The organism is Streptomyces subrutilus (assembly GCF_001746425.1).
Taxonomy (GTDB): domain Bacteria; phylum Actinomycetota; class Actinomycetes; order Streptomycetales; family Streptomycetaceae; genus Streptomyces; species Streptomyces subrutilus_A.
Window position 1 is genome coordinate 48309 of sequence record NZ_MEHK01000001.1, and the last position, 25308, is coordinate 73616.

A 25308-nucleotide genomic window follows, 5' to 3' on the forward strand; every position below is an offset into this window, starting at 1 on the left:
GATCAACGCCAGCACGGTCGAAACGGCACGGGCACCCCTGCCCCCGGGGGTCCCGGGTTGCGGTAATCCGCTAGAGGTCGGGGAGTTCGCGGCGCGCCGCCTGCCTGGACTGCTTCGACGCGGGCATGAAACGCGACGATGCCTTGTGGTGGGAGCGGGGCCGGGCCGCCTGTAAGGGTGTATCACTCACCTGCGCCGGTGACCGGGACAGACCGCGAATGCCGTCAGGGCTGGCTTCCGCCGTCAGAGGAGATGTCGCCCAGACGAGCAGGGAACGAAGTGCCGCGGTCGGTACCGGTCACATGGTCAGACCCAGGTGTAGGTGTCGTCGGTGACAGCGTCGAGCGCGGCGTCGGTGACTGTTGCTCGGGGGTCGTTCAGGGTGGCGAGGGCCGGCCCGATGGGCGGGAAAATCGGCAGCTCGGCCGTCTTGCGGTAATCGATCCACTCGATGATCCCGACTTCGTGGCTGCCGTCGGGCTGCTCGTCGAGTTCCTGCACGGCGAGGGTGCCGCGGAGCTCGGGGGTGATGTGGAGACGGTAGATCAAGTGGAGCTTGCGCGGTGGCGGGGGGGGGCCGGGGCGGGTGACGCGCTGGTCGACGACCCAGAGGAGTTCGCCCCCGTCGGCCTGGTCGATGTCCAGGCCGAGTTCTTCCGCCAGCTCACGGCGGAGGGCTTCGCGAAGGTCTTCACCGTCCTCGACGTTGCCGCCCGGCGGGGTGTAGTGGGTGGAGTCGGCGCGGTCGCGGCGGATAAGCGCAACCTCGCCGCCGCAGAAGATCACGGCCCCGACCCGGATTTTGATGCGTGAGAACGGCGCTACCTGTCCCTTGGGCGTGCTGGTCATAGCAGCCAGTATCACCACCCGCCCCCACCACCGGGCCGGCATTGCCCTTCCCTGCCGCAGCCGGTCCGTTGACTTCCGGTTGGGTCAACCGACCTGCGGTCCGGTCCCCTTGCCCCGGGGACCAGGCCAGTGGGTGCAGGCCCTCGGCGGCGAGGCCCCAGCGGGCTTCGAAGGCGCGGGCGGCGGTATGCATGTTGAGGATGTCACCGCGCAGGCGGGGGTGCCGGCCGTCCTGACGGGCCAGAGTCGCCGCGATGTGGATGTGGTCGTCCGCGTGGCGGACCGCGATCCACCGGCAGGCCTGCTCATCGCCGTGCTCCGCGATGCCCGCGGCGTGCACCATCGCGGCCGCGACCTCCGCCCACTCGGCGTCCGACAAGCGGCGGTCGCCGGGCGCGTTGCGGACCGAGACGTGCCACACGTGCTCCTCCGGCTTCGGGCCGCGCAGCGCTTCCACGGGGGCGTCCAGGAGCAGCGCCAGATCCGCCAGCGTCATGCGGTCCGGGGTGCGGGCCGGGCACGGCAGATCCGGATCCCAGGCGGCGACCAGGTGGGGGTCGACGTGCTCGTCACGGTCGCCCGGACCGAAGAGGTAGTTAAGGAGGTCGATCGTCGTCGAGCCCGACTCGGCCTTCTTCGGCATCACGACCTGGGGCGCCTCTCCCGCATCACCTGGGCCGTCGCCTCATCCACCCGTGCCACCGCCTTCAGGGCCTCCTCCACCACGGTGGCGGCCGACTCCGCAACACCGCTTCCGGGCGGGCCGGTGGCGGTCAGGGCGCGGAGCGCGGTCACGGTCTCCCGCAGGTGGACCCGGGCCTGGATCAGCTCCCGAAGGACGTCTCCGGCGTCCCGGGAGACCGGCACCAGCACGTGCTGCGCGACCGCCATCACCTGCCGTCCCGCCCACGACGCGGGTGACATCCCCTCCCGCCCCGCGGCCAGCCGGACGACCTCCAGCTCCGCGTCGTTGAACGACAGATTCACCCGTCGTCCGCGTGGCGCGGACGTCAGCCGCTCGCGTCGCCGGCCCCCGCCAGAAGACCCCTCAATACCCACGGACAACTGCTCCCGGATAACGCCCGAAGGGGCCCGCCGAATACGCCGGGACCTTCGGGTCCAGTCAGCCCGTACTGTTCCAGTACGTACTAACTGGCTGCCAATTTTTGATGCGTGAAAAAGGTTGCAGGGCCGTGCGCCCGGAAGCCGGGAGAGCAGGCGCGCCGACACCGGACACCACCCCCGCCAGCGACCCCGCACCGCCACCACACGCCGCCACACGCCGCGCCACCGCGCCGCACCGCCACCACGCCCCCGCGCACCGCCGCCACACCCACACCCCACAGAGACACCACCCCACCACCCACACCCCCAACCACAAAGAAGCGACGACCACCCCTGTCTGAACCTCCGCCACAACCTTGTTTCGTACCGCAGTGTTACGGCGGCGCAGGGCGCCCGTCACGACCGCGGCGGGAGGTTGCGGGAGAGCGCGAGAGGGCGGCAGTCCTCTCGCCACACAACCCGCAGCCCTGCATCTCAGGCCTGCCAAAATGACCGCTGGAAGACAGCCATAGGCGTGGCTCCCCAGGGCCGCTAGTGCCTGCTGGAAGTGTCGTGCGAGGAGGAGTCCTACGGTGTTCAAGATCTTGGTGCAGGAACCCCTTCCCCGGCCGAAACGCATCACGTCAGGACACTGGGCTGCCATCGACGACGCGTACCAGCGTCTGGGGCGGGCGGTCGAAGCCGAGGATTTTGCGCACGTCGTTGGCTCGGCCAAGGAGCTGACCGAGTCCGTCGCCCGAGTCACCACCGAAGCCAACGGCGAGGTGCTGGCAGATAACACCTCGTACAAGACGCTCCTGACCACGGCGCACGGCATCGTCGCTCACGCAATCAAGCAGGACCTGGCGCCGAATGATGTGCTGCGGGCGATACCTGACGGCGCGCGGAGGATGGCCACGCAGCTCGCAGAGATCCGGAACGTGTACGGCACCGGCCATGGCCGCGCCGACGTCCACGAGGTCACAGAAGAGGTCGCTGAGGCGTGCGTACACGCCTCTCTGATCTGGGTCCGCTGGGTGCTCGCCCGGCACACGACGGTGCTGTTGGGCAACGTGACGCAGCTGGTCAGCGATCTCGAAACGGAGAACTTCTCCAGCGGGGAACTCGCGGAACGTCTCGACGCTGCCAACCTCCCTAGCCTGAAGGAACCCGAGCAGCGGCGCCTCGGTATCGCCGTTGGCCGGCGCACGGCCAAAGCGACGTGGACCGTTCGGATTGATGGCGTCCGGGCCTGCTCGACGAACCCAGAACGGTGGCCTGACGCCTACCGGACGGGCGTCACAGAGGGGCTCTTCATCAACGGAGACAATCAGGTCGACGCGTTCCCCATGGTGAGCGCGGACTGCGCAGCCGAGCTCTTGCAGCACCACAGTGACGCGGCTGGTGTACTCGGGGAACTGCATCAGCTTCTGGAAGCCGCCTCCTGGTCGTTCCGCTTCCAGGGACGGTACGAAGCTGTCGTCCAGGACATGCACAAGGCGCTGCCGAAGGTTCCCGCAGGCGTACGGTCGCTGTGGATCGATATCACGAACGCCCTTGTCGCGCACGCGCCGGAAGAGGTGTCCTGACCGGCGGTGCCGTGGGGGTCAGTCTGTTCCGGCGCTGACGTTGAAGCGCTTGGAACAGGGCTGGCAGGAACTGCTCCAGCAGCACCCGGGCCGCGGTCGCGTCCTTGAGTTCGTCGTGGCCGAACCGGAAGACCTCGTAGCCCCTGAGTTTCAGGTCGCGGTCGGCGGCCATCGTCTCCGCGTACTTGGCGCTGTCGGGGCGCTGACCTCGGTCGCGGGTGTAGTGCTGGGACCCGTCGACTTCGAGCACGATGCGCTGCCCGTGAGGGAGCAGGAGAAGGAAGTCCATGCGGGAGCGCAGCAGGGCCTGGGGGCCCCGTTCGCGGACGGTCTGATGGCCCTGGTCTGCCTCGGCGGATATGTCGAGTTCTCCGACGTCCACCCGGACCAGGTCGCCGCGCTCGGCCGCCGCCGGGACCTGCCTGTCCTGCTCGACCGGCACATGCCCTGAGGCCGGGCCGCCTGCCGCCTCGGTGTCCGGCGACCAGGGCCGCCCGGCTCGGGTGAGTGTCACCGGTCGGTGCGGTGGAGGTGGACCGCAAGCGCCAGAGCATGGGACACACGACAGCGCGGGCTGCCACCACCGGTGGCGGCCCGCGCCGGGGTTTTCGTCAGAGGGGTCTCTCAAGCGGCGGACCGCAGGCTCTCCTGTCCCAAGGGCTGCCCATGGTCGTCCCTGCAACACGACTCGCACGCAGCCCCACGGCCGCCTATGAGTCCATTACCGCTTCCTTCTTGCCCTGCACCCTGGCGAAGACCTCCCCTGCCCGATCCTGGGCGAATTCGCCGACCCCGAACGGGACATTGGGCTTGGCCTGCCCAGCCGCCCCGTCCACGGCCGCTTCGGGCACGACGTCGACAGCCGCCTGCGGGGCAGGGTCGGCGGCGTGAGCAGGAACGGCGACGGCAAACGGGCCGGCGGCCAACAAGGCGACAGTGAGGATACGCGGCATAGGCTTCATACGCTGGGAAACGATCATGCCCAAGGAATGTCACCGCGCCGGAAGGCCCCCCAGGCGCTCCCCGTGTACTTCCCACGCGGCCCCTGCGGGTGCTTACTGAGGATTTCGGGTTGTCGTCGGGTAGTGACGGTTCATGATCCCTGCGGTATGCCGGTTGTATGCGTTATCCGGAGGGTGGGGGCCTGACCGCTGAGCGTCGGGCGTTTCGTGAGGGGATCCGGCTCCAGGCCGGCGAGCGGTTCGCGGCGGGTGAGAAGACCGCGGTGATCGCGAAGGACCTGCGGGTGAGTGTGAGGTCGGTGGAACGCTGGCGTCGTGCCTGGCGCGAGGGCGGCATGGAGGCCCTGCGCTCGACGGGCCCGGCCAACTCCCCGACTGTCACTGATGCCCAGTTCGCCGTACTCGAGGCGGAACTCGGCAAGGGCCCGTCAGCACACGGCTTCGAGGATGAGCGGTGGACTCTGGCCCGGGTCCAGACCGTGATCCGCCGCCGTCTGTGTCTGACGCTGTCGGTAGCGACGGTCTGGCGGCTGCTGAAACGGCAGGGCTGGTCCTGGCAGGCACCCGCCCGCAGAGCACTCGAGCGCGACGAGCACGCGGTGGAGCTGTGGAAGAAGGAGGTGTGGCCGAAGGTAAAAGCCTCGCGGCGGCGTGTGGGGGCTGGATCGTCTTCGAGGACGAGGCCGGATTCTCCATGACGCCGCCCCGTGCCCGGACCTGGGGCCGGCGCGGACACACCCCCGTCATCCGGGTGAGAGGCAGGTCTCGCCGCCGGACCTCGGTCGCGGCCCTGTGCTGCTACAAACCTGGCGAGCCAAGCCGTCTCATCCACCGGCCCCGCACCCACCTTTTACTCAAGGGCGCCCGCAAGAGCTTCTCCTGGAAGGACTACCGCGACCTGCTGGTGAGAGCCCATATCCAACTCGGCGGCCCGATCGTGGTGGTCTGGGACAACCTCAACACCCATCTGGCCGCCGGACTGAAGCGGTATGAGGCCGAGCACGACTGGCTTACCACTATCCGCCTGCCGCCCTATGCACCCGAGCTCAACCCCGTCGAGGCCGTCTGGTCACTCGTCCGCAGAGCGATGGCCAACACCGCCTTCGGCACACCCGACGACCTCGACCGCAAACTCCGCAGAGAGTTACGCAGAATCCAGCTCCGGCCCCACCTCATCGACGGTTGCCTCACCGCCACCGACCTGACCCTCGCACCACCGACCCCACCCTGAAAACCTCAGTAGTCAGCAGCCGCGCCCTTGCGCTCCCCGAACCGCGGCACGTCCTTCACGCTCACGTCCATGCGCAGCCGCTCGAAGCGGAGCGGGTGGTGGAAAACGCCCTGGCACCGACAATGGCACACACGGCAGATCCGCCCCACCGCAGTGGTTGAGCGGGGAAGCCGCCGGGACCTGGCCCAGCAGGCCTGTCGCGATGCCCGAAGTGGCAGCCACAGCACCATCCGGCTGGTCGTCGTGCGCTGGTTGGCACTTTGGTCTTTGGCGCCGTCAGACCTGGTACAGATCGCCGCCACCCTCGACGTCATCCGCAACGACGAATGGCGCCGCACCCGCCTGCACGAGGTAGCGGCAACCGTGCGGGAGGGCCTTGCCGGCCTCGGGTACGACCTCCGGGGTTCCGGTGCTCATATCGTGTCGTTGCCCGCCGGCCCGGACGAAGCCATCATCCAGGTACGCGACATCATGGAAGAACACGACGTGTTCGGATCCGTGCTCTGTCCCCCGGCCACCCCCCACAACCGCACCGCGCTGCGGCTCTCCCTGCACTGCGACCTCACCGACCAGGACATCGACCGCACCCTCCACGCCAGCGAATTCGTCCGGCCGCTGTGCACCGCACAGGGCCCCACCACCTGACCCCTTGACCGCCGCCCGGCGGCGTCCGTCACCGCCCCCTGGGTGAATCTGCTGACGGGGTGTGGCTGCACGCGGCGGGCGCCGCCAGGGGCTGGAGCATCGACTTCGGTGTGTGGATGCCGCAGGTGACAAACGATCAATCCGGTCGTTACACCGGCATGAAGATGATTTCGCGCATTCTCAGTGTGGCCGTCATGAGCGGCGCCCTGCTGGCCGCCACCGCGTCAGCGCACGCCACCGACGTTCCCGCCGTAGCCAGCGCCAAGCGCATCCCCGTCCCCTCGGAGAGCAACACCAACACCTTCCGCGATTTTGAGATCACCTTCACAGTCGGCCAAGAGTTCGACTCCACCACGGCGTTGGACGAGTAGGCGGGCGCGAGCAGCGCCCCGCCCGTAAGTCGAGGAGCCCGCACCCACGAGAGTGCGGGCTCCCGCCCTCTTCCGCGCCCGCCACACTGGTCCTCCCCCTCGGCATCCTCGGCCAGGACCAGGTGCGGGTCATCGAGCCGGAACCGAGACGTACGGCGCCCAGTGCCGACCACGACCAGCGAGGCCGACGGCATGCCGATGGGCACCTCGATCTTGTCGTGGGCGAGCAGCCAAGCGACCACCGCCCGCCGGTCGAACTGCGGATGCACCTCCGTGCTGCCGACCAGGCCGGTGAAGCCGGCGTGCCGGCGGCGCCGGTTCATCACCGCGGCCCGACCCCCCCAAGCCCGAGGAACGTCATGGCTCCCGGCGGTTCCCGAGGGCGCCACCGGGTAGTACCCGTGCCGCTCCAGGGTGCTTCACAGGCCATACCGGTGCACGTACCCGTACCTATCACGGCGCCGTCGGTCCCCGGCGCGAAGCAGCCCTCGCCTCTCGGCTAGTCGCGAGAGAAGAGATGTCGTTTTGCGAAACAGGCTTGCCCTCCGGGCCGGAGCTGCGTCAATGGGCGGTCAGCCGGGATGGGGGGCGGCTCGGGGAGAGCCGAAAGTTTCTGGCTTGGTGCCCTATGGGTAGGGACGGCTGGCGCGTCTTGGACACGGCTCGGTCCGGTACCGGTGCCGTACGGCAGCACGGGAGGTCTCATGCCCGGCGACACAAGGATCCTGTTTCCCGTCGGCTTCCGCTTCGGTGTGAGTCCGGACCTGGAGGAGGCGCGGGAGAAGAACCGGCAGTGGGCAGGTGAGTACGGGATCGCAGCCGGTGCCCAGGCCATGGCGCTTTACGATTCCTGGGACTTGGCCAGGGTCTCCGCCTGCATGTACCCGTACGCGACCGGTCTGGATCTGCAGCTCGTAGTCGATCACATGGGGTTTTGGTACCCCTTCGACGACCAGTTCGACAGGCCCCTCGGGTTCGACCCGGCCGCCACGGCGCGGGCCTGCGAGGAACTGATCACCATCGTCCACCACGGACGCGCCGGCCTGCGCCCACGCCCGACAGTCGTCGCCGGCGCCTTCGCCGACATCTGGGAGCGCAGCACCAAGGGCATGTCGCCGGCCTGGAAGGCGCGCGCCGCCTACCACTGGGAGTACTACTTCGCCTCCTACGCCCAGGAAGCGGCAGCCCGCCTGCAGGGAGTCATCCCCGACTTCGAGACGTTCCTGCGGTTGCGCATCGGGGTCAGCGCCATGAGCACGGTCTGCGACCTGAGTGAAAGAGTCGCAGGATATGAGGTTCCCGCCGTTGCGTTCCACAGCTTGCCCCTGATCGAGATGCGCCAGCTCGCCGAAGAACTTCCGTGCCTGGCCAACGACGTCTACACGCTGGACCGGGAGGAGCCGCGCGGTGACGTTGTCAACCTCATCCTGGTTCTGGAGAAGGAACAGGGCTGCTCGCGCGAGGACGCGGTCGACATCGCCTACAAGCTTGTCAACGAGCGGCTGCGACGCTTCAACGAGCTGAAGGGGACTATTGCCGGTCTTGGTCCCGCTCTTGGTCTGGACGCCCGGCAGTGTGCCGACGTCGAACGTTACGCTGGCGCGCTGGAGTACCTCATCTCGGGCTACATGGCCTGGGGCATCGATACGCACCGCCACTTCCCGCAGACCGTCGTTCCTCCGGACGAGCCGGGCTACCCCGAGGATCTGCTGGTCCCCGCCTCTGAGTGACCGTTCCTCCCCGGAGCCCGGAGGGCCTGACATGGCGGCACACGAGAACACGGCCGGCCGGCACGACGCCCTGGTGCTGTGGGAACGCGCCGAGGACTTGCACCGGATGGGACTGGCCCGTGAACCGGAGCCCTGGGAGGACGGTCTGCGCGAGACCCCGAGGCCGGGCAGCTTCGAGTGGTGGTACTTCGACGCCGACTGCGACGACGGAACCAGCGTCGTCATCGTGTTCGAGACCAAGGCGCTTGCAGCATCGGCCGGGTCTTTGGCACCACGGCTTTCCCTGACGATCCGCACACCCGGCGGACGCGTCCACGCAAGCCGAACGCATTACGATCCGGCAGCGTTTTTGGCCTCGCGTGATCACTGCGACGTGACACTCGGGCCCCACCGTGTACGGGGGGACCTCACCCAGTACAGCATCTACGTGCGCACTCCGTCGGCCACCGCGGACCTCACCCTCACCGCGATCGCACCGCCGTCTCGTGTCGGCACCGGGACCGTCGAACTCAAAGACGATCCGACGCAGTATCTGGGCTGGCTGGTAGCGGTCCCCCGCGGCACCGTAGCCGGGCGCCTGACCGTGCACGGACAGACCTGGGAGATACGCGGAGTGGGGTACCACGACAAGAACTGGGGAACCATGGACTACGGCAGCGTGCTGAAGGAATGGCACTGGGCCCGCGCACACGCAGGCGAGTTCTCTGTCACCTGCGCCGAACTGCGCGCGCTGCCCGACCACCGCGGCAGCAGAGCGGGATTGTTCATCCTCACTCAGGGAAACAGCCGGCTCGCCGCCACAGGGACCGGCATCTCCTTCACCCCTCACACCCCGGCACACCCGACCGCCGACATCCGCTGGGCGGACCGTGCCACCCTCACCCTGGGAGAAGCGCAGGACCTCAGCCCGTCCACGGGCAGCAGGCTGGCACCGTACCGGCGGTTCACCGCGCCGGCCCAGATCGACGTCGGCCACGGCCCTGGGCGACAGAGCGCGAACGGCACCGCCACCGCCGAGCATGCGCTCTTCCTGCCCACAGCCCCCGCGGCCTGCGAGCCACCCTCTCACCATGGCGGGGGCCGCACGTCTGCGGCATTCCACGCAAGCGACCTGACGGATCCACTGTGGGGGCCTGCCAATGACTGACTTCTCTTCCATGCCCGCTCGTCTGGCCCGTGCCTGGTCGACGGCAGACTCCGACGCATTCGGATCGCTGTTCGCCGAGACGGCCGCCTACACCGACCTCGGATACGCAACCAGCCTTCGAGGAAGATCCGAGATCACGGCCTGGCACCGAAACGTGCGGACCGCCATCCCCGATTTCGCTGCTGAGATCGAGGACTGCTTCACCACCGTCGACGGCAAGGCGTGCCTGTGCGCGACCTGGACCGGCACCCGCACCGGAGACCTGTACGGCCTACCCGGCACCGGCGGCCGCTTCACCATCTCCGCCGCATCCGTGTTCGCAATGACACCCGAAGGCCTGATCACCACCTGCGTCGACTACTACAGCCTCCCCGACTTCGAACGCCAAACCGGGCATCGGCCCATCCCGTGACGACGCACCCACTGGGTGCGGTGCGCATGGCGGTTGACCGGTGACACCACAGTCGGCTCAGGGTTCCTCCAGCACCTGATCGGAACTTCTGCACCAGAGCGCGAAGCAGAGGGCGGCCGAACTTTAGCCGCCCAATCGGCCGTTACATGGGCAACCGACGACGGCGGCTACCGGGCCGGCCCGTCCCCATGCGGCGTGACACCCACCGGTAAGTGACGCTGCGAACCCCCCGAGACCCAACAGCGGCAGCCGCCGTACGAGGCGCGGCCCGGCGCGGGGTGACCGGACCGCCGCCTGCACCAGCATGTGTCGCCAGGACTCGGTCGGCGGTCGGCTACTTGCTCGGGATCCTGGCGACGGGAAGGCCGAGGCCGTGCTCGATGACTTGGGTGAGGAAGGCATAGCTGATATCCGTGAACGAGGCCGGAGCGGCCATCGGCCCCAGCGGCATGAGCCGGTACGGCGCTCCCGGCAGAGCTGCCAGGCCGGCACGCTCGACCAGCTCTTCGTGGCGGACGAGACACTGTAGACAGCAGTTGGTTTGCCAGCGATACGTCGCCCGCCCCCGGACCTCGTTTTGCCGGCATCCGCCGGCGAACCACTCGACTCGCTGTACTGGCTTGTTCCCGGTCTTGTGCGTCGTTCCCGTCGACGCCCACTGGCAGCCGCGCCTCGTTGCTTCAGGGGTTCTTGCGCCGCCGGTGGAAACGCTCCTGCATGTATTGCGGCGCGCCCGTGCAGCATCCGCTCGCGCAAGCAGTTCACGCACCGCCTTTCAGCCAAGTTCATTACCCAGAGTAGCTATATATAATCTCTCAGTGTCCACTCGGTTAGGCTCCTCGCAGCGGACACGCCAGCCCCGTCGCCCAGGTGTGCTTCCGCGTTCCCCTTTTGCCGCGAGTAAGGCTGGATCACTGTGACAGCACGCGTGGAAGACGTTCGGAAGCTTCTCGACCAGGCGGCGGGCGGTGCGGTCGAGATCCCGGTGTCAGTGTTCGCCGACCCCGACGCCGCGGGGCTCGTCTTTCCGGGCGGTACGGTGCGGATCGACGGCGCGGTGGGCGGATCGCGGACCCTGTCGGTCGGCGGGCAGGCGAAGATCACCGCGTCCACGGCGCCGGTGGACCTCGCGTTCACCGTCGACGGCGAATGGGTGACCGGAGCGGTGGCCACGGTCGCCCTGGGCCAGGGCTGCAGTCTGGTCCTGGTCGATGGCGCCCCGGACGGTACGGATCTGCCTGCCGGGGCTTGGGCGCTGGCGGACGGCCGGGCGCTGCGGCTGACCCGGCGCATGCCCGCGCCGCCGACCGACCCCCAGCGTCTGGACGGCCTGGGCCGCGCCCTGCCCGCCGTGAAGCCCCGCGACGGAGCCGGCCGCGACGCAGATGCCCGGGACCGGACACCCCGGGCGCTGGTCACCGACCACGGCATCCTCACCCCCCGCCCCGGACCGCGCCGCCGCAAGGGCATGCGGGTCTTGGAGGCGCCGTCGGTGCGCGGCTGGTCGCCGATCGGCACCCCGGGTGGTGACAACGGTCTGAGCGTCGACTACTACAACCCGCCGCTGCGGATCGCCGGTGCGCTGACCGCGTTGCCGGCTTGCCCGACGTACAAGACGGTGGTCGGCGGGGTGCTGTTGGTGGACACCGGCGCGTTCAACGGCTCCGCGATGGGCGCCTACGTCGTGCCCCACGGGAATGGTGCGGAGCCGTCGCTGTTCGCCTACGGTTCCCGGGGCAGTCAGACCGGTTTCGGGCCGCCGTTGTTCCAGGTGCGTGGGATCTCGGCCGGGTTCGGCTGGAACAGCCGCGTGCGCGTCCCGGCGGCCGACGCGCTGGGCAGCTTCCCCTTTCTGATGGCCTTGGACAACCCGGGCGCGATCGGCGCGGACGGCGAGGAGGTCGACCCGCTCAGGGTCCTGGGTGAGCTGATCGGCGGGTCGAATCCGTGGGTGAGGCCGCAGGAGGGCGATCTGTGGTTTGCCGCGGGCCTGGCCTTCGACTGTTTTGAGACCTTCAGCGGCCGCGCCATGGCGCTGGTGCAGACCGGCTCCGACCTGACGATCAGTCTGCTCGGTGCGGCGGGCATGCAGCTGCCGACCAAGAGCGAGAAGAAGATCGCCCGGGTGGAGATCGGCATCGAGGCGACCTTGCGCCCGACGGCCGGGGAGCTGAGCATCGGCGCGGCGTTCACCGAGAAGACGTTCCTCATCGATCCGAACTGCAAGCTGCGCGGCGGCGTCGGCATGAAGTTCTGGTTTGGCGACCACCCGCAGGCCGGCGATTTCGCGTTCATGCTCGGCGCGATCCCCGCGGGCCGGGAGCTGCCCGCCCGCTACCCGCGCCAGCAGCCCGCCGGTCTGACCTGGGGCGTCGGGTCCACTGTCAACATCACCGGCAACGCCTACGCCGCGTTCACGCCCAAGTCCCTGATGGCCGGCGGCTCGCTGGAGGTCGTCTTCCAGTCCGGCATGCTGCGCGCTTGGCTCACCGCGCGGGTGGACGCCCTGCTGGAGTGGAATCCCTTCTACTTCGATGTCGGGATGGGTATCCGGGTCGGGGTCTCCGCGACCATCAAGATCTGGTTCGTCAAGATCAAGATCTCGATCGAGGTCGGTGTCAGCGTCCGGGTCTGGGGCCCCGCGGTGGGCGGTGAGGCCACCGTCCACCTGTGGTTCATCTCCTTCACCATCGGCTTCGGCGCCGACCGGCGCAACCAGACCCCGGCGCTTGACTGGGGCGGCTTCCAGGGCATGCTGCCGCCGCCGGAGAACATGGTCCGCACCACGGCGATCGCCGGATACACCGGCGAGGGCGCCCCGGCCACCCGCAGCGCGGTCAAGCCGTGGCTGGTGAGCAATGGCGGCTTCACCTTCACCGCCGACTCCCAGGCGCCCCTCAGCAAGATCTACCTCAACCAGGCGGCGACACCGTCGAGGTCGCCTCCGACACCACCGTGGACATCCTGCCGATGCACGTGCAGGGCAAGGGCAGCGAACTGCACGTCTGGCTTACCCACGACGGCCGGGACGCGACCCTGACGCCGTGGGGCCGTGCCGTCCTGCGCGGCAACGTGCCCAACGGCCTGTGGGGCCGGCAGCCGGACGCATCCGGCGACGGAATCATCCCCGACCGGATCCTCGGGATCCGCCTGACCTCACCACCGGTCGACCACGGCACCTCCACCGGGTTCCTCGATGAGCAGGCCATCTCCTTCGACCCGATCAACCCCGACGGCAACCAGCCACTGTCAGGGGAGCCGGCCACGGGCCCGGTGCCGACGCGGCCCGGCGCCGTGATCGCCGCGATCCAGGACGGCATCGACACCATCGCCACCCGGAACAACCGCACCGCCCTGGCCCAGGCCCTGACCACTCTCGGCGCCCCCCTCGGCGTTCTCGACACCGACCTGAGCGCCTACGCGCACGCGGCGGGGACCTCGTTCACCGCCGAGCCGATGCTCGTCGCCGGCTGACCCGACGCACAGAGCCGGGCCGTCCCCAGGGCGGGGGCGGCTCGCGCCGCCACGCGCCTGCACACGGCGCCCCGCCCTCGCCCTTTGCCGCGTCCCGTCGAAAGGCACGCCTGTGACCACCACGTCCGACCCCGCCCGGCCGCGCACCACCGCGCCGACTGCCCAGCACCGCACCCGGTTCTTCGACCACCGCATCCCCTCCCTGCACGCCGGCCGCTACATCATCGGCAACCGGCAGATCCTCAAGGACGTCGAGGGCACCAACCGGAGTGTCGACGCCACCCCGCAGCCCTTCGACGTCGTCCAGCCGCGCTTCAGCTTCGACCCGACCGGCATCAACGCGCAGTTCCCCGTACCGGACGCCGTCGGCACCTACAGCCAGACCCTCGCCCACATCAACCTCGACGCCCCCGGCCTGCCCTGGAACCGCCTCCTCGGCCCGAACCAGCCGCCCGCCGTCCCGTGGATGGCCCTGCTGCTGTTCCGCGAGGACGAACTGCCCGAAGACCCGGACGCGGTCGGCCTCGTGATGGCCGGCACCGTGCGCGAGCTCCTGGACGGCGGCCTCGGCGACGGCGCGCCCCCCGCTCTGCCTCCGGAGAGCCTGCGCCCCGACGAGTACGGCGAGCAGTGCGCCACCATCCTGGTCCCCGCCGCGCTGTTCGACGCGGTCAAGCCGCTGCCCGCCGAGATGGGCTACCTCGCGCACCTGCGTGAGGGCGGGCGGCCCGACGCCACCCTCTCCGGCGCGGACCCCGAGCCGGATGAGGGCGAACTCAACGCCGTGCTGGTCGCCAACCGCTTCCCCGCCGCCGCAGGCGGGCGCCACGTCGTCCACCTGGTCTCTCTCGAGAGCCACGACCAGCACCTGACCGCTCCTGCCCCCGCCGAGGGTCTGCGCCTGGTCTCCCTCGCCTCCTGGTCCTTCACCACCGAACCCGACTCCGGCATCGGCTTCGGCGACCTCGCCCAACACCTGGCGACCACCGACGGCAACACCCCTCGCGGCGCGGACGACCTGCGCCTGCGCGTACCGGCTTCCGGGCCGACGGCCCCCGCCGGCCCGCAGAAGGAAGCCCTGGACCGGATGGCGGCAGGGGCCGTGGCCCTGCCGCAGCGCCTGGAGAGCGGAGAGCGCACCCTCGCCTTCTACCGCGGCCCGCTCACCGCCCAACCCGCCCAGGAGCTTCCCAAGCCGGCCGCCACCCGCCTGGACTCCCCGGGCGAGGCGCTGATCTACCTGCAGCAGTACGGCGTCTTCGACACCGCCTACGCCGCCGCATTCACCACCGGCCGCACCCTCGCCCTCGCGGACGCTGAATTCCGCAGCGCCCTGCTGGAATTCCGCTCCGCCGCACGATCCGCGGCCCGCCGCCTGGCCTCCCACCCCGAGCTCGCCTCCAGTGCCGCGAACACACTGACCGGCCGTGACCTCACCGCACCACTCGCCTTCGAAGCCTTCGACCGCCTCCTGGCCGACGGCGACTCCCGCTCGGGTGATTCCCGCCCCGGCGGAGCCCGCCTCACCCAGGCCCTCACCCAGGCCGGCCCGCAGCTACGGGCGGGCCGGCGCCGCACCGGCATCCGTGCCCGCCGCACAATCGGCGACGTGCGCGCCGTCCTCGCGCACCCCGGTGTCGCCGGCCTGCTCACCCAGGCCGCCCCCGAGGACTTCGCGAAGGTCACCGCCTGGCTGGACGCGCTGCGCCGCCTGGAGCTGCTGAGCCTGTCCCACCTGGTCCCCGACCCGCGCGCGCTGCCGGCCGAAAGCATCCGCTTCGCCTACCTCGACCCCGCGTGGGTGCGGGCAGCCGTGGACGGTGCGCTGAGCGTCGGCGTCGGCCACGCCCTGGACGCCGACCTCAACGCCCTCGCCACCGGCGGCGGCCCGGTCCCGAAGTGCGCGGTGCTGATCAACTCCAGCCTGGTCCCGAACTGGCCCAAGACCATCGTCGCCGCCTACAAGGGCACAACCGTTGTCGAACCCGTACGCGACGCGCTGTTCGGCCTGGAGATTCGCCTGCTGCTCTACCCGGAGGTCATCGACCGCTTCGAGCTCGCCGAGCCCCCGCGCGGCCTGTGCTTCGGCATCGGCGACGTCGGCACCATCGAACTCCGCGAGATCACCGGGGACCGGATCGGCCATCCCATGGGCGAGTTCCCCCAGCCGGCCGGCTTCGCCCGCTTCCTGCGCCCGGGCGGACAGGACGTCCTCAACGTCGCCGGCGCCGGCGACGCTCTGCTGCCCGCCCTGTCCAGCGCGCACGGGCTCACCGGCGGGCAGCGGATCTCCTCCGCGCAGTTCGCCCTGCAGATGATCAACGCGCCGCAGGCACAGACCTTCTCCCGGCCCTGAACCCACGTCCCCGCGCCGTACTGCCAGGCGCTGACCGAAAGGACCCCGGGCCATGTCCGTGGACACCACCCTCATCGTGCCGGTCGAGGTGGCGGCCCTCGCCGTCAACCGGGCCACCCGCGACACCGGAACCCCGCACGTGTTCCACCGGTGGATCACCAACTTCAAGAACATCGGCGAAGGCGTCCCCCCGGAGCCCGACCCGTTCTCCAGCCCCGAGGAATGGACCGGCCGCGAGGACCGCCTCGGCGTCTACCTCCAGTGGGAACTGCCCGCCGCCCTCACCCGCGGGCGCCACGACGAGGAGGAAGGCGTCGGAGACTTCCCCCTGGTGCCCAACCGGTGGCTCGTCGTACGCCACACCGACAGCACCCGCATGCTCAAGGCATGGATCGTCGAGAGCGACTACCTCGACCCGATGGACGGCAGCGTCTCCTTCCAGGACCCCGACAGCGAGGAACCCGCCGCGACCCTGATCGGCAAGTGCCATGAACTCACCGGTCCCTGGCGCGAGCCCACCGACCGCCGCGCGCCGTTCCTTACCGCGATCGGCCCCGGACTGCTGACTTTCTCGGTCTTCCAGCCGTACAACAGCAACGTCTTCTCGATGCACGACACCCTCCTGGACGCCCCCGGGGGCGAGCTGCCCGACAGTGAGCGGCTCAGCTACTTCGTCGCCGGCTGGTACGCGCAGCCCGACAGCGACATCCTCGCGGGCACCGAGGACCTCGCCGCGCTGCTGGAGCGCCTGCAGTGGAGGCCGCCCGTCGGCTCCGGCAGCGGCATCCGCACCTCCGTCTACTCCGGCACCGTCCTGGGCCTGGACTGGGACCTGAACGGCCCCGTCCCCGACTCGCCCTGCCCGGCGCCGGCCGATGTCACCCCGATCGTGTCCAACAGCATCGCCGAGGCCGTCGCGGAACTCGGAGCCCAGGCCGACGGCCAGGGCGCCCTGTCCGCCGACGAGGCCGATCTGTTCCGGGCGTTCCTCCTCGGCGGCATCGACGCGCTGGAGGAACGCGACCGGCCCGAGGCCGACATCCTCACCGACCGCCGCGCCCACGACAGCGCCTTCGGCCCCGTCGCCGGCGGATACCGCTGGTTCATCGGCGAACGCGGCGAGGAAAGCGGCCGCACCACCTCCCAAGCGGCCCGCGCCGCCGAGGCCGGCACCATCGCCGACCTCAACCGCCGCCAGGCCGCCCACGACGCCACCGAAGCCGAACTCGACGCCGCCCGCGAACGCCTCTACCACCTGTGGTGGCTCAACCGGCTGAAGAAGAAGCCCGACGACTTCACCGCCCGCATCGACGACGAACTCAACCCAGGCAACCCGGACGGCGCGGCCGGACGTGTCATGGCCTGCGCCCGTGAGCTGGCCGGGCAGCGCGCCGCCCTGCCCTGGGGCAAGAGCGAGGCGGACCTCGCCGCCAGTATCGACGCCCTGTACCCGGCCTACGGGGCGCGGGCCGGCCGCCGCCTGATCCGCGTTCCGGCCCAGGACTTCGAGTACAGCGCTGACCCGGTCCTCACCCTGGAGGGCGCCAACCTCCACGCCCCCCTCACCCGCAAGTGCGCTCTGCCCTGCCGCACCCCCGAACGCCTGGTCACCCAAGCCAGCGGCATCACCACTACCGACGTCGCAGGCGTCGCAGCCCAGACCGACCTCACCGGACAGCAGCCGCCCTGCCTGCCCGCGCTGCTCGCCGAGTTCCTCATCCTGGATCGCGCCCTGAAAACCGGCCAGATCCGGGACGTCACCGGCACCCTGCCCGAATACGGCGCCACACCCTGGGCGATGCCCTGGCAGCCGCTGTACCTGCTGTGGAAGGCCGAGTACTTCCCGCTTCCCGTGCGCGAGGGCGACACGGCGCACTGGGACTTCGTCGACGGCTCCCGCTACCAGTGGAAGGGCACCGGCCAGCCCGGCACCCCGTTGGTCGCCTCCGGTCGCCAGATGCTCGCCCCCTCCGCCGGCCACATCATCGACGGCACCCTGCAGACCTACGCCCGCGTACGCGACCAGCTGCCCGCCGACGCCCTGCAGCACGTGCGCTCCCAGGCCCGGCAGGCGAACTACCTCTCCCAGAGTCTCGACGGCTTCGGCGCCGCCATCGCCCAACGCCAGCCCCTGGCCGGCCTCCAGCCCACCGGCAACCTCGCCGACCTCATCGGCAACGGCGACTACCCCCCGCCCCACCCCGGCCCCCTCAAGGCCAGCGACTGGGACCCCGACCCCCTCTCCACCTTCCAGGACCTGCGCGCCGGCCAGCTCGCCTTCCTCGACCTCGCCGTCGTCGACCGCTTCGGACGTTCCGTCAACCTCATCACCAACGCATCCCACTTCACGCCCGAAATGCCCGACACCATGCGCCCGGCCCACCCCGTCAGCGACTACGACACCGACCGTCTGGTCGAGCTCAGCCCGCGCCTGCTCCAGCCGGCCCGGCTGCGCTTCGACTTCCTCTCTGCCACCACCGATGAAGAAAGCGACCTCACCCCCGGGACCAACCCCGTCTGCGCCTGGCTGCTGCACAACCGCCTCGACCAGTCCCTCGTCGTCCACGCCCCCGACGGCGCCGCACTCGGCGAACTGCGCGTCACCCTCAACCGCGACGGCGAACGCGAAGTCTCCTGGACAGCCCTACCCGGCTCCCAGCTGACCGACTTCGAACAGCTTCAGGCGCTGGCTCCCCACCCCTACCGGCTACTCAACGCCGTGAAGACCCGCGGACCCGAGACCTTCAACGCGTTCCGCGCCACCGTCGACCGGGCCCTGCAAACCATTGACCCGGACGGCCCGGCCGACCCCGGCCTCGCCTTCCTCCTCGGCCGCCCGCTCGCCCTGGTCCGCACCCGCCTCACCATGGACCTGCGCGGCCCCCTGCGCACCGACGTCAGCTGGTACAACCTCTTCGACGACACCTCCACGTCCCAGCTGCCCACCTACCCCTGGACGATCCGCCTCGGCGAAGCGCAGCAAAGCGACGACGGCCTGGTCGGATACGTCCTCGACGACGTCTACGAGCACTTCGAAACCGCCGTCGACCCGGCCGCCGGCGGCGGGGAATACCTGCGGCCGATCGGCGAGCGGCCCGGTCTGGAACTGAACTTCGGAGACCACAACACCGCGGTCGCCACCGTGCTGCTGGACCCGCGCGCCGCCGTGCACGCCACCACCGACATCCTCACCACCAAGAAGGTGTTCGTCCCGCAGGAGTTCACCGACCAGGCGATCGCCCGCATGAGCGTGAACTTCCGCACCGGACCGCTCCTGGCCGCCACCACCACCCTGCACGGCCCGCAGGGCGAGAGCGAGGAGACCATCATCATGCCGGCCCCCGCCGGCGTCATCGGCACCTGGAGCTGGACCGAGAACCGCGGCGGCCAGTGGGAGAAGCTTCCCATCCTCAGCCACGACCAGTACGACCTCCCCCTGGCCGAACCCGAGATCCGCTCCGGCTTCCTCACCCTCGACGACGCCGCCGCACACAGCCTCACCGGCAACTGAACCCCGGCCCTGTGCCACCGACCACCGTGCCGCCCCGATGCGGGGGCGGCACGGCCCCCAACCCCCGAAGGAGCCAGCTGTGTCCCTGGTCGTCCAGATGCAGGACGCGGGCCTTGCCGCGCAGGATCCCCTGCTGTCCTACACCGTCACCACCACCCCGAGCCCATTGAAGGCCTCACCGGAAAACCCGCAGGCACCGGAAGAGACCGGGGAGATCGTCATCTCCGTCTCCCGGCAGAGCGGCACCCCGGCCGACCTGCAATCGATCCGGCTGCAGGTCCCGGCCGGCACCATGTCAGTGGACCTCGCCACCGACCTGGCGAAGATCACCCCGAGGATCACCCTCACCGGCTGGACCGCCCGACTGGAATCCGCCGCCAAGGAATTCGTCTTCACACCCACGGCCAGCCACACACCCATCGGCCCGGACACCGGCTTCACCATCCAGCTGTCCGACATCCCCGTCAGCCGCAAAGTCGGCACCGCCCCCATCACCCTGACCGAGTCCTCCCGCATCGGAAACGCCGACTTCCAGGACCGGACCACCGCCTTCAACATCGGCAAATTCCCCGCCGACTTCTACCTGCGCAACTTCCTGTGCGAGCCCTCCATCATCGACAACGGCGGCGACGTCAAGCTCACCTGGGAACGCTCCGCCAACGCCACCTACGACCTGCTCTACCCGGGCGTTGAACGAGACGTCACCAACCGCACCAGCCTGGAGATCGAAGGCATCAAATCCGACACCACCTTCTACCTCCGCGCCACCACCGGCGACCCCACCAACCCCGTCACCCGGATCCTCTCTGCCCAGGTCAGCGTCCTCAAACCCGACCTCGACATTGGCAACCTCACCGTCAACGGCACCATCACCGCCAACGGCACAGTCACCGCCAACGGACCGGTACAGGCAAACGACACCGTGACGATCGCTGCGGACAAGACTCTCGACGTCGCTGAAATCCATGTTTCCGAGATCTATGCCAAATCCGGCGAGAAAGTCACTTTCAATGACAAGGTGCATTTTGGTCACACCTCCGGAGAAGTCACCCTCGACCACCGCGGCTTCCCCGAGCAGGTGATCACCGCCGGTCACACGATCGAGCTTCGCACCGCCCTAGACGACGGGACTGCCAGGAGTCTGAACGGGGCTTCTGGCAACAGCTGGGGGGACCGGAACGCGACATGGGTACAGACCAACGGAGGTCCCAGCGGGGGCATCATTATCCACCACCCACCTCTCCCGCCTTCTACGGAGCAGCCACCCAACTCTGAGTGATGCACGGAAGCCGGTGGTGTGTGGACCATGCGGGCCGCCTCCATGAAATGGCCGCTGACCAGCCACTCCAAGGTCCTGATCGCAAAAGTGCGACGGAGCCTTGCGGGGCGGTGAGCGGGAACCGGGGCTCGAAACGCTCCCGGATCCGGGTTCTGGTCCGCACGAAAACCGTGGCCCAGGCGGTGAAGGGAGCCCCGTTCGCCTGGACCCCCAGCAGCATCTAGCCGCCATTGGGTGCCACCAGGTGCTGCCGCTCCGACGGCGTCAACGGCGCCCACTTCACCCGGGTGCCGTTTACCCGGCCCCCCCGGGCGTCGACCTCGCTCACCACCAAGGGTTCCCCCACCGGGCCGACGGCATCCAACGCGAGCCGGCCGTCGAAGGCGATACCGAATGCCTGCAGTGCGCACTTCCGTCACATGGGCCAGCGTTTGCAGCCCTGCCCGGTGGGGTCCAGGTTCATGACGGCGATGCGCATATCGGCTATGGCCGGGCTCCCCTCGACGACCAGCCGCAGGTCCGCGACCGCCCTGCGGACACCGCGCCGGCCGTCGTTCCGGCAGGAAGGGTTCGACTGCTCGCACAGCCGGGTGCAGGCCGCCGGCTGTGCCGCGGTCAGCTCGGCGCCGGTACCGGGCAGTGGCGCTCAACGAGCACTTCGAGACCGTCTCGACCCGGCCGCCGATAGCGGGGGTACCTGCGACCGATCGGCGGCCAGCCCTGTCTGGGGCCGGACTTCGGTGACCACAGCACCGCGGTCGCCGCCGTGCTGCTAAACCCGGCGAGAACCGAAACGACACCTGGCAGAATTTCCGATCCTCAGCCAGGACCAGAACGACCTCCCCTCGCCGAGCCTGAGCGCTCCGGCTTCCTCACCCCCTGGACGACGCCGCCGCGCACACCCGCACCACCACTGACCACCCTGCCCGCTGCCACGCGTCACCCCATACCGTGCCCGCCAAGCCAAGGAACTCCTTGTGACCGTTGTGATCCAGACCCAGGACGCTGGCACCACCGCCGCGGCCGGTGATCCGTTCCTGTCCTACACCCTCACCACCACCCCCAGCCCGCTCAAGGCATCGCCGGAGAACCCGCAGACCCCCGAGGAGACCGGGGATGTGGTCATCTCCGTCGCCCGGCAGAGCGGCACGCCGGCCGACGTCGAGTGGATCAAGGTGAAGGTCCCGGCCGGGACGATGGCCCCCGACCTCGCCACCGACCTGAACAAGATCAGCCCCCGGATCAGCCATACCGGCTGAACCGTGCGCCTGGACGCGGCCGCCAAGGAGTTCGTCTGCGCGCCCACCGACAGCCACGCGGCGATCGGCCCCGACACCGGATTCACCATCCAGCTGTCCGACATCCCCATCAGCCGCAAAGTCGGCACCGCCCCCGTCACCATCACCGAACGCTCCCGCACCGGAAACGCCGCCTTCCAGGACCGGACACCGCCTTCAACCTCGGCAAATTCCCCGCCGACTTCTACCTGCGCAACTTCCTGTGTGAACCCTCCATCATCGACAACGGCGGCGACGTCAAACTCACCTGGGAACGCTCCGCCAACGCCATCTACAAACTCCTCTACGGCGGCGTCAACCGCGACGTCACCAACCGCACCAGCCTCGACATCGAAGGCATCAAATCCGACACCACCTTCTACCTCCGCGCCACCACCGGCGACCCCACCAACCCCGTCACCCGGATCCTCTCCACCCAGGTCACCGTCCTTCGGCCTGACCTGACGGTCAACAACTTGACCGTCGAGGGCGAATTCGACGTAAGGCTATTCGGGCCGACCGTGAAGGGAAGCGCGAATGGCGGCGCTACCACAAAAGAGTACGCGCCTGATTCAAATGGCGTCTTCATCGTAACCAATTCATCAAGTCGGCAGATTACAGTCAGGCTGTATCGTGCCGGGCAATCGACTCCAGAGCAGGAGTTAGCGCACGCACATGGAGCCAAGGAAATCTATTACGTAACGAAGGGGGGGCGTATCTGGCTGAGCACAATGCAGTCAAGTCAAATCTATTTCGATTACCTCTTCCTTCCCGTCGGCACTCAAAATTGTTCACCCCTTGGAGAGATTGACGGTCACGATCCCCAGTGACTCGGGTCGGACTTGGCCGCGTGATGAGCGACGTGTGATGTGCAGGGCTGGCCGCAGGCAGTACTTCCCCGGCACCGGCCGCACCGACGTCAGCCGACGGAACCTCATCGAGCTCCCTCCCACCTGGCCAGCTCCCCGTGAGCGATCCGCCTCGGTGAAGCGCGGCAGAGCGACGACGCCTGGTCGGGTACGTCCTGAACAACGACTACCAGCACTTCGAGGCGGTCATCGATCCAGTCGTCCGGCGGTGGGGAGTATCGCGGCCGATCGGCGAGCGGTCCAGCCTGGAGCCGGACTCCAGAGACCACAGCATCACGGTCGCCACCGTGCTTCTGGACCCACGCGCCGCCGTGCACGCCACCGCCGACATCCTCGCGCCACCAGGTGTTCGAAGCGGCCGCCGGACGATACGCGCACCGTCGTAGCCGACCTCACACACCAGCAGATCATCCTGCCACTACGACGGGAACAGCGGCACCGTGCCTCTGCCCGACTTCATCCAGGAAACCGCCCACCGCGCACAACCCTGGAAGCCCGACCGGGCGACAGGCGAACTCAATTAAGGGCCTTCTGGCCCGCCTGCGCGGGCCTTCTGTGAGGCAGGGGCGACCGGGCGGACCGCCCCTGGCTCGGTTCAGTCGCCGCTGACGGTGATCTCGAGGGACATCTCGCCCAGGACGACCCGGTCCTGACCGGTGTTGTTGCGGCCGTCTGTGCCTCGCCTACCGCCGGTCTTCACGCCGCTGACGGTGACCTTGTGGGTGCCGAGAGACAGGTAGCTGAAGACGTGCTCCGCCTTGAGCGTGTACGGCACCTTTTTGCCGACAACCTTGATGGTTTCGGACACGGTCCGGCCATGGGGTTCGGTCAGGGTCAGCGTGATGTCCATCTTCGGTTCCCAGCCAGCGGCCAGCTCGTTGTTCTCCCCGAACCAGAAGCCGGAGTCCTTGAGGTAGGGGATTGCCTCATAGGTGACGGTCACCTTGTTGTTACGGATGTGCCGGCTCACCTCGGCGGTGAGGACGGCCTCGACCTTGGAGACGTTGCCCTTGTCTCCATTGAATTCCCTCGCGCCCTTGGCCGGTTCGCGGACGGTTGTCATGTGCTGTCCCCTTTGCTCGCACCCAGTTCCATCACCTATCGTGAACATCATGACACCCTGTGTCACGGCTAGTTGGGCATTGGTGATCTCTGACCGGATTCCACCCCCAGACGTCCCGGCACCGTGACGTCGCCGCGGCCCTGCTTTGTAGCCGCACCCGGTATCCGGGCGTGAGGCCCTCGGCGGGCAGGTCACCCGCACGGCCGCCGCCTTTCACCCGCAGAAACGAGACCTCCTCAGGGCACAGAGCGCGTACCCGTTACGGCCGTGGTCCCGCAGGTGGCACGACTCACGGGCCGAGGGGCGCAAGACGTGGGGGCATGGGACAGGTCTTCCGGGGTGGCCGCTGTGCCGGCCGGGGCATCATGTGCCGTCGGCACAGTCACGTGGTTGCTGGTGGTCGATCTCCCAGTCCGGTCGGCCGGGGTGACTGCTGAGCTGGCGGCGGCTGAAGGCGATCAGGTGGCGGGCCGGACCAGGACGATCACCGTGCAGTCGTCGCGGTCCCTCTCGCGGTCCCCTCCCACTCGGCCCCTGCCAGTGCTCGCGAGTGTGCTGCTAGGCGATGGGATCCGGTCAGTGGTGAATCCAAACTCCGGCGGCGACTGCCCCTGCCAGGCGATCCACCGCTCGGCCGAATCAGCCGTCATCTGCGCTCCGCCCCACCTGTGTTGCCCACCCAGAGACCTATCGGGAGCTGGAGGCCGCCGGACTCCGGATTGGCGCGCCCCAGCCACTACGGCGCCTCAGTGGAGGCACCGGAATTTTAGGTACCCAAAAATGCGAGGAGCGGATATAGTGGGTACCCGAAACCCCTGGAGGAATCATGCGCAACACCACGCCCGGCCGCCCGGCCATCGGCCCCAAGGTTCCGATCAACTTCCCGACCGACCTCCTGAAGAACATCGAGGCGGGCGCGAGCCTTGCCCGCCTCAGCCGGGCCGCCTGGGTCCGTCGTGCCGTCGCAGGTGCCCTCCCCGAGAACTTCGAGGGCACCCTTACTCCCGACGACATGCTGGCGTACCTCACTACTTCCCTCCGGGGCGCCGACCCCGACCACGAGGTCGACTCCGACACGAGCCGGCGCCTGCTGACGGCCGCGGACGACGGCACCCTCACCATCGAGTCGTCCACGACCGAAACGGTGACCATGGAAGACGTCCGCTCGCGACGCCGGTTGAGCTTCATCACCCGCAAGTTCCTCGCCGACAGGGCGGATATCACCGTCTACCAAGTCGGCTACAGCACCATCACCTACCAGCGGTGGGACGAGAGCGACGGTGACTGGCACCGCGAGCACACGCTGTACCTCGACCAGGACGCCGCCCGCACCTTCCACGCGGGTCTGCGCCGCGATGTCATCCATACCCCTGACGCCAGCCCCTTGTCCTGAGGCCTTCCCCCCCCAACCAACGTCAGAACCGGCATCCCAACCAAGGACCAGCTCGTGACCAAGACGCTCCGCCCACACCAACGCGAGGCCGTCGACGCCGTGCTCC

21 protein-coding genes are annotated in these 25308 nt (G+C 69.0%); 15 read left to right on the forward strand and 6 right to left on the reverse strand.

Going from position 1 to position 25308, the window contains the following annotated elements:
• Positions 1-306: 306 nt before the first annotated feature.
• Genes BGK67_RS01300 through BGK67_RS01305 form a run of 3 tightly spaced genes read right to left on the reverse strand, consistent with a single transcriptional unit; the run spans position 307 to position 1836 of the window.
• On the reverse strand, positions 307-786 hold the full coding sequence (locus tag BGK67_RS01300) for an NUDIX domain-containing protein (protein ID WP_244291079.1): 480 nt from the start codon (positions 784-786) through the stop codon (positions 307-309).
• Positions 692-1495, reverse strand: a complete 804-nt coding sequence (locus BGK67_RS40910) for a hypothetical protein (RefSeq protein ID WP_347878386.1) — start codon at positions 1493-1495, stop codon at positions 692-694. Before BGK67_RS40910 ends, BGK67_RS01300 begins: the two co-directional genes overlap by 95 nt.
• On the reverse strand, positions 1492-1836 hold the full coding sequence (locus BGK67_RS01305) for a hypothetical protein (RefSeq protein ID WP_244291080.1): 345 nt from the start codon (positions 1834-1836) through the stop codon (positions 1492-1494). Before BGK67_RS01305 ends, BGK67_RS40910 begins: the two co-directional genes overlap by 4 nt.
• Positions 1837-2486: 650 nt before the next feature.
• Between BGK67_RS01305 and BGK67_RS01310 the strand changes: the two genes are divergently transcribed.
• Positions 2487-3482 carry an abortive infection family protein gene (locus tag BGK67_RS01310; RefSeq protein ID WP_069918138.1) on the forward strand — a complete coding sequence of 332 codons (996 nt, stop codon included), beginning with the start codon at positions 2487-2489 and terminating at the stop codon, positions 3480-3482.
• On the opposite strand, the gene BGK67_RS39355 is transcribed toward BGK67_RS01310, so the two are convergent.
• Together BGK67_RS39355 and BGK67_RS01320 are read right to left on the reverse strand one after the other, a co-directional pair.
• Positions 3439-3996 carry a PDDEXK family nuclease gene (locus BGK67_RS39355; RefSeq protein ID WP_208948633.1) on the reverse strand — a complete coding sequence of 186 codons (558 nt, stop codon included), beginning with the start codon at positions 3994-3996 and terminating at the stop codon, positions 3439-3441. The genes BGK67_RS01310 and BGK67_RS39355 overlap by 44 nt on opposite strands.
• 196 nt (positions 3997-4192) lie before the next feature.
• Complete coding sequence (locus BGK67_RS01320) at positions 4193-4462, reverse strand: hypothetical protein (protein WP_141753978.1); 270 nt, start codon at positions 4460-4462, stop codon at positions 4193-4195.
• Positions 4463-4602: 140 nt separating this feature from the next.
• On the opposite strand from BGK67_RS01320, the gene BGK67_RS41100 reads away from it, so the two are divergent.
• The 13 genes from BGK67_RS41100 to BGK67_RS38175 all read left to right on the forward strand — a co-directional run bounded on the left by BGK67_RS41100 (position 4603) and on the right by BGK67_RS38175 (position 22707).
• Positions 4603-5675 (forward strand): IS630 family transposase gene (locus tag BGK67_RS41100; protein ID WP_432215416.1). Its coding sequence is split into 2 segments (ribosomal slippage): positions 4603-5113 and positions 5113-5675, totalling 1074 coding nucleotides; the frame shifts between segments, so codons are not numbered across the junction.
• Between the two features lie 69 nt (positions 5676-5744).
• Positions 5745-6320: a PLP-dependent aminotransferase family protein gene (locus BGK67_RS01335; protein ID WP_141753980.1), complete on the forward strand. Its 576-nt coding sequence runs from the start codon at positions 5745-5747 to the stop codon at positions 6318-6320.
• 59 nt (positions 6321-6379) lie between these two features.
• Positions 6380-6691 (forward strand): lipocalin/fatty acid-binding family protein, encoded by a 312-nt coding sequence (locus tag BGK67_RS38170; RefSeq protein ID WP_141753981.1) that lies wholly within the window; start codon positions 6380-6382, stop codon positions 6689-6691.
• 704 nt (positions 6692-7395) lie between these two features.
• A complete protein-coding gene (locus BGK67_RS01345) occupies positions 7396-8421 on the forward strand; it encodes a terpene synthase family protein (protein ID WP_069918145.1) in 1026 nt (341 codons plus the stop codon).
• A 31-nt stretch (positions 8422-8452) separates the two neighbouring features.
• Entirely contained in the window at positions 8453-9568 is a 1116-nt protein-coding gene (locus BGK67_RS01350) for a lipocalin-like domain-containing protein (protein ID WP_069918146.1), read from the forward strand.
• A gap of 10 nt (positions 9569-9578) precedes the next feature.
• Positions 9579-9980 carry an ester cyclase gene (locus BGK67_RS01355; RefSeq protein ID WP_069918147.1) on the forward strand — a complete coding sequence of 134 codons (402 nt, stop codon included), beginning with the start codon at positions 9579-9581 and terminating at the stop codon, positions 9978-9980.
• A 928-nt stretch (positions 9981-10908) separates the two neighbouring features.
• Positions 10909-13020: a DUF6603 domain-containing protein gene (locus tag BGK67_RS01360; RefSeq protein WP_069918148.1), complete on the forward strand. Its 2112-nt coding sequence runs from the start codon at positions 10909-10911 to the stop codon at positions 13018-13020.
• Positions 12936-13454, forward strand: a complete 519-nt coding sequence (locus BGK67_RS01365; protein WP_244291081.1) for a hypothetical protein — start codon at positions 12936-12938, stop codon at positions 13452-13454. The genes BGK67_RS01360 and BGK67_RS01365 overlap by 85 nt, the downstream gene beginning before the upstream one ends.
• 112 nt (positions 13455-13566) lie before the next feature.
• Positions 13567-15810 (forward strand): hypothetical protein, encoded by a 2244-nt coding sequence (locus tag BGK67_RS01370; protein WP_208948634.1) that lies wholly within the window; start codon positions 13567-13569, stop codon positions 15808-15810.
• 52 nt (positions 15811-15862) lie between these two features.
• The gene (locus tag BGK67_RS39635; RefSeq protein ID WP_244291082.1) at positions 15863-19321 is read left to right on the forward strand and encodes a hypothetical protein; all 3459 of its coding nucleotides are present in this window, start codon (positions 15863-15865) and stop codon (positions 19319-19321) included.
• Between the two features lie 79 nt (positions 19322-19400).
• Positions 19401-20600 (forward strand): hypothetical protein, encoded by a 1200-nt coding sequence (locus tag BGK67_RS01380; RefSeq protein ID WP_069918149.1) that lies wholly within the window; start codon positions 19401-19403, stop codon positions 20598-20600.
• 977 nt (positions 20601-21577) lie between these two features.
• On the forward strand, positions 21578-21859 hold the full coding sequence (locus BGK67_RS01385; RefSeq protein ID WP_069918150.1) for a hypothetical protein: 282 nt from the start codon (positions 21578-21580) through the stop codon (positions 21857-21859).
• Positions 21766-22707 carry a hypothetical protein gene (locus tag BGK67_RS38175; protein ID WP_141753982.1) on the forward strand — a complete coding sequence of 314 codons (942 nt, stop codon included), beginning with the start codon at positions 21766-21768 and terminating at the stop codon, positions 22705-22707. The genes BGK67_RS01385 and BGK67_RS38175 overlap by 94 nt, the downstream gene beginning before the upstream one ends.
• Positions 22708-23341: 634 nt before the next feature.
• Here BGK67_RS38175 and BGK67_RS01390 read toward each other — a convergent pair.
• A complete protein-coding gene (locus BGK67_RS01390) occupies positions 23342-23809 on the reverse strand; it encodes a hypothetical protein (RefSeq protein WP_069918151.1) in 468 nt (155 codons plus the stop codon).
• Between the two features lie 826 nt (positions 23810-24635).
• On the opposite strand from BGK67_RS01390, the gene BGK67_RS01400 reads away from it, so the two are divergent.
• Complete coding sequence (locus BGK67_RS01400; protein ID WP_069918153.1) at positions 24636-25202, forward strand: hypothetical protein; 567 nt, start codon at positions 24636-24638, stop codon at positions 25200-25202.
• Positions 25203-25308: the final 106 nt, after the last annotated feature.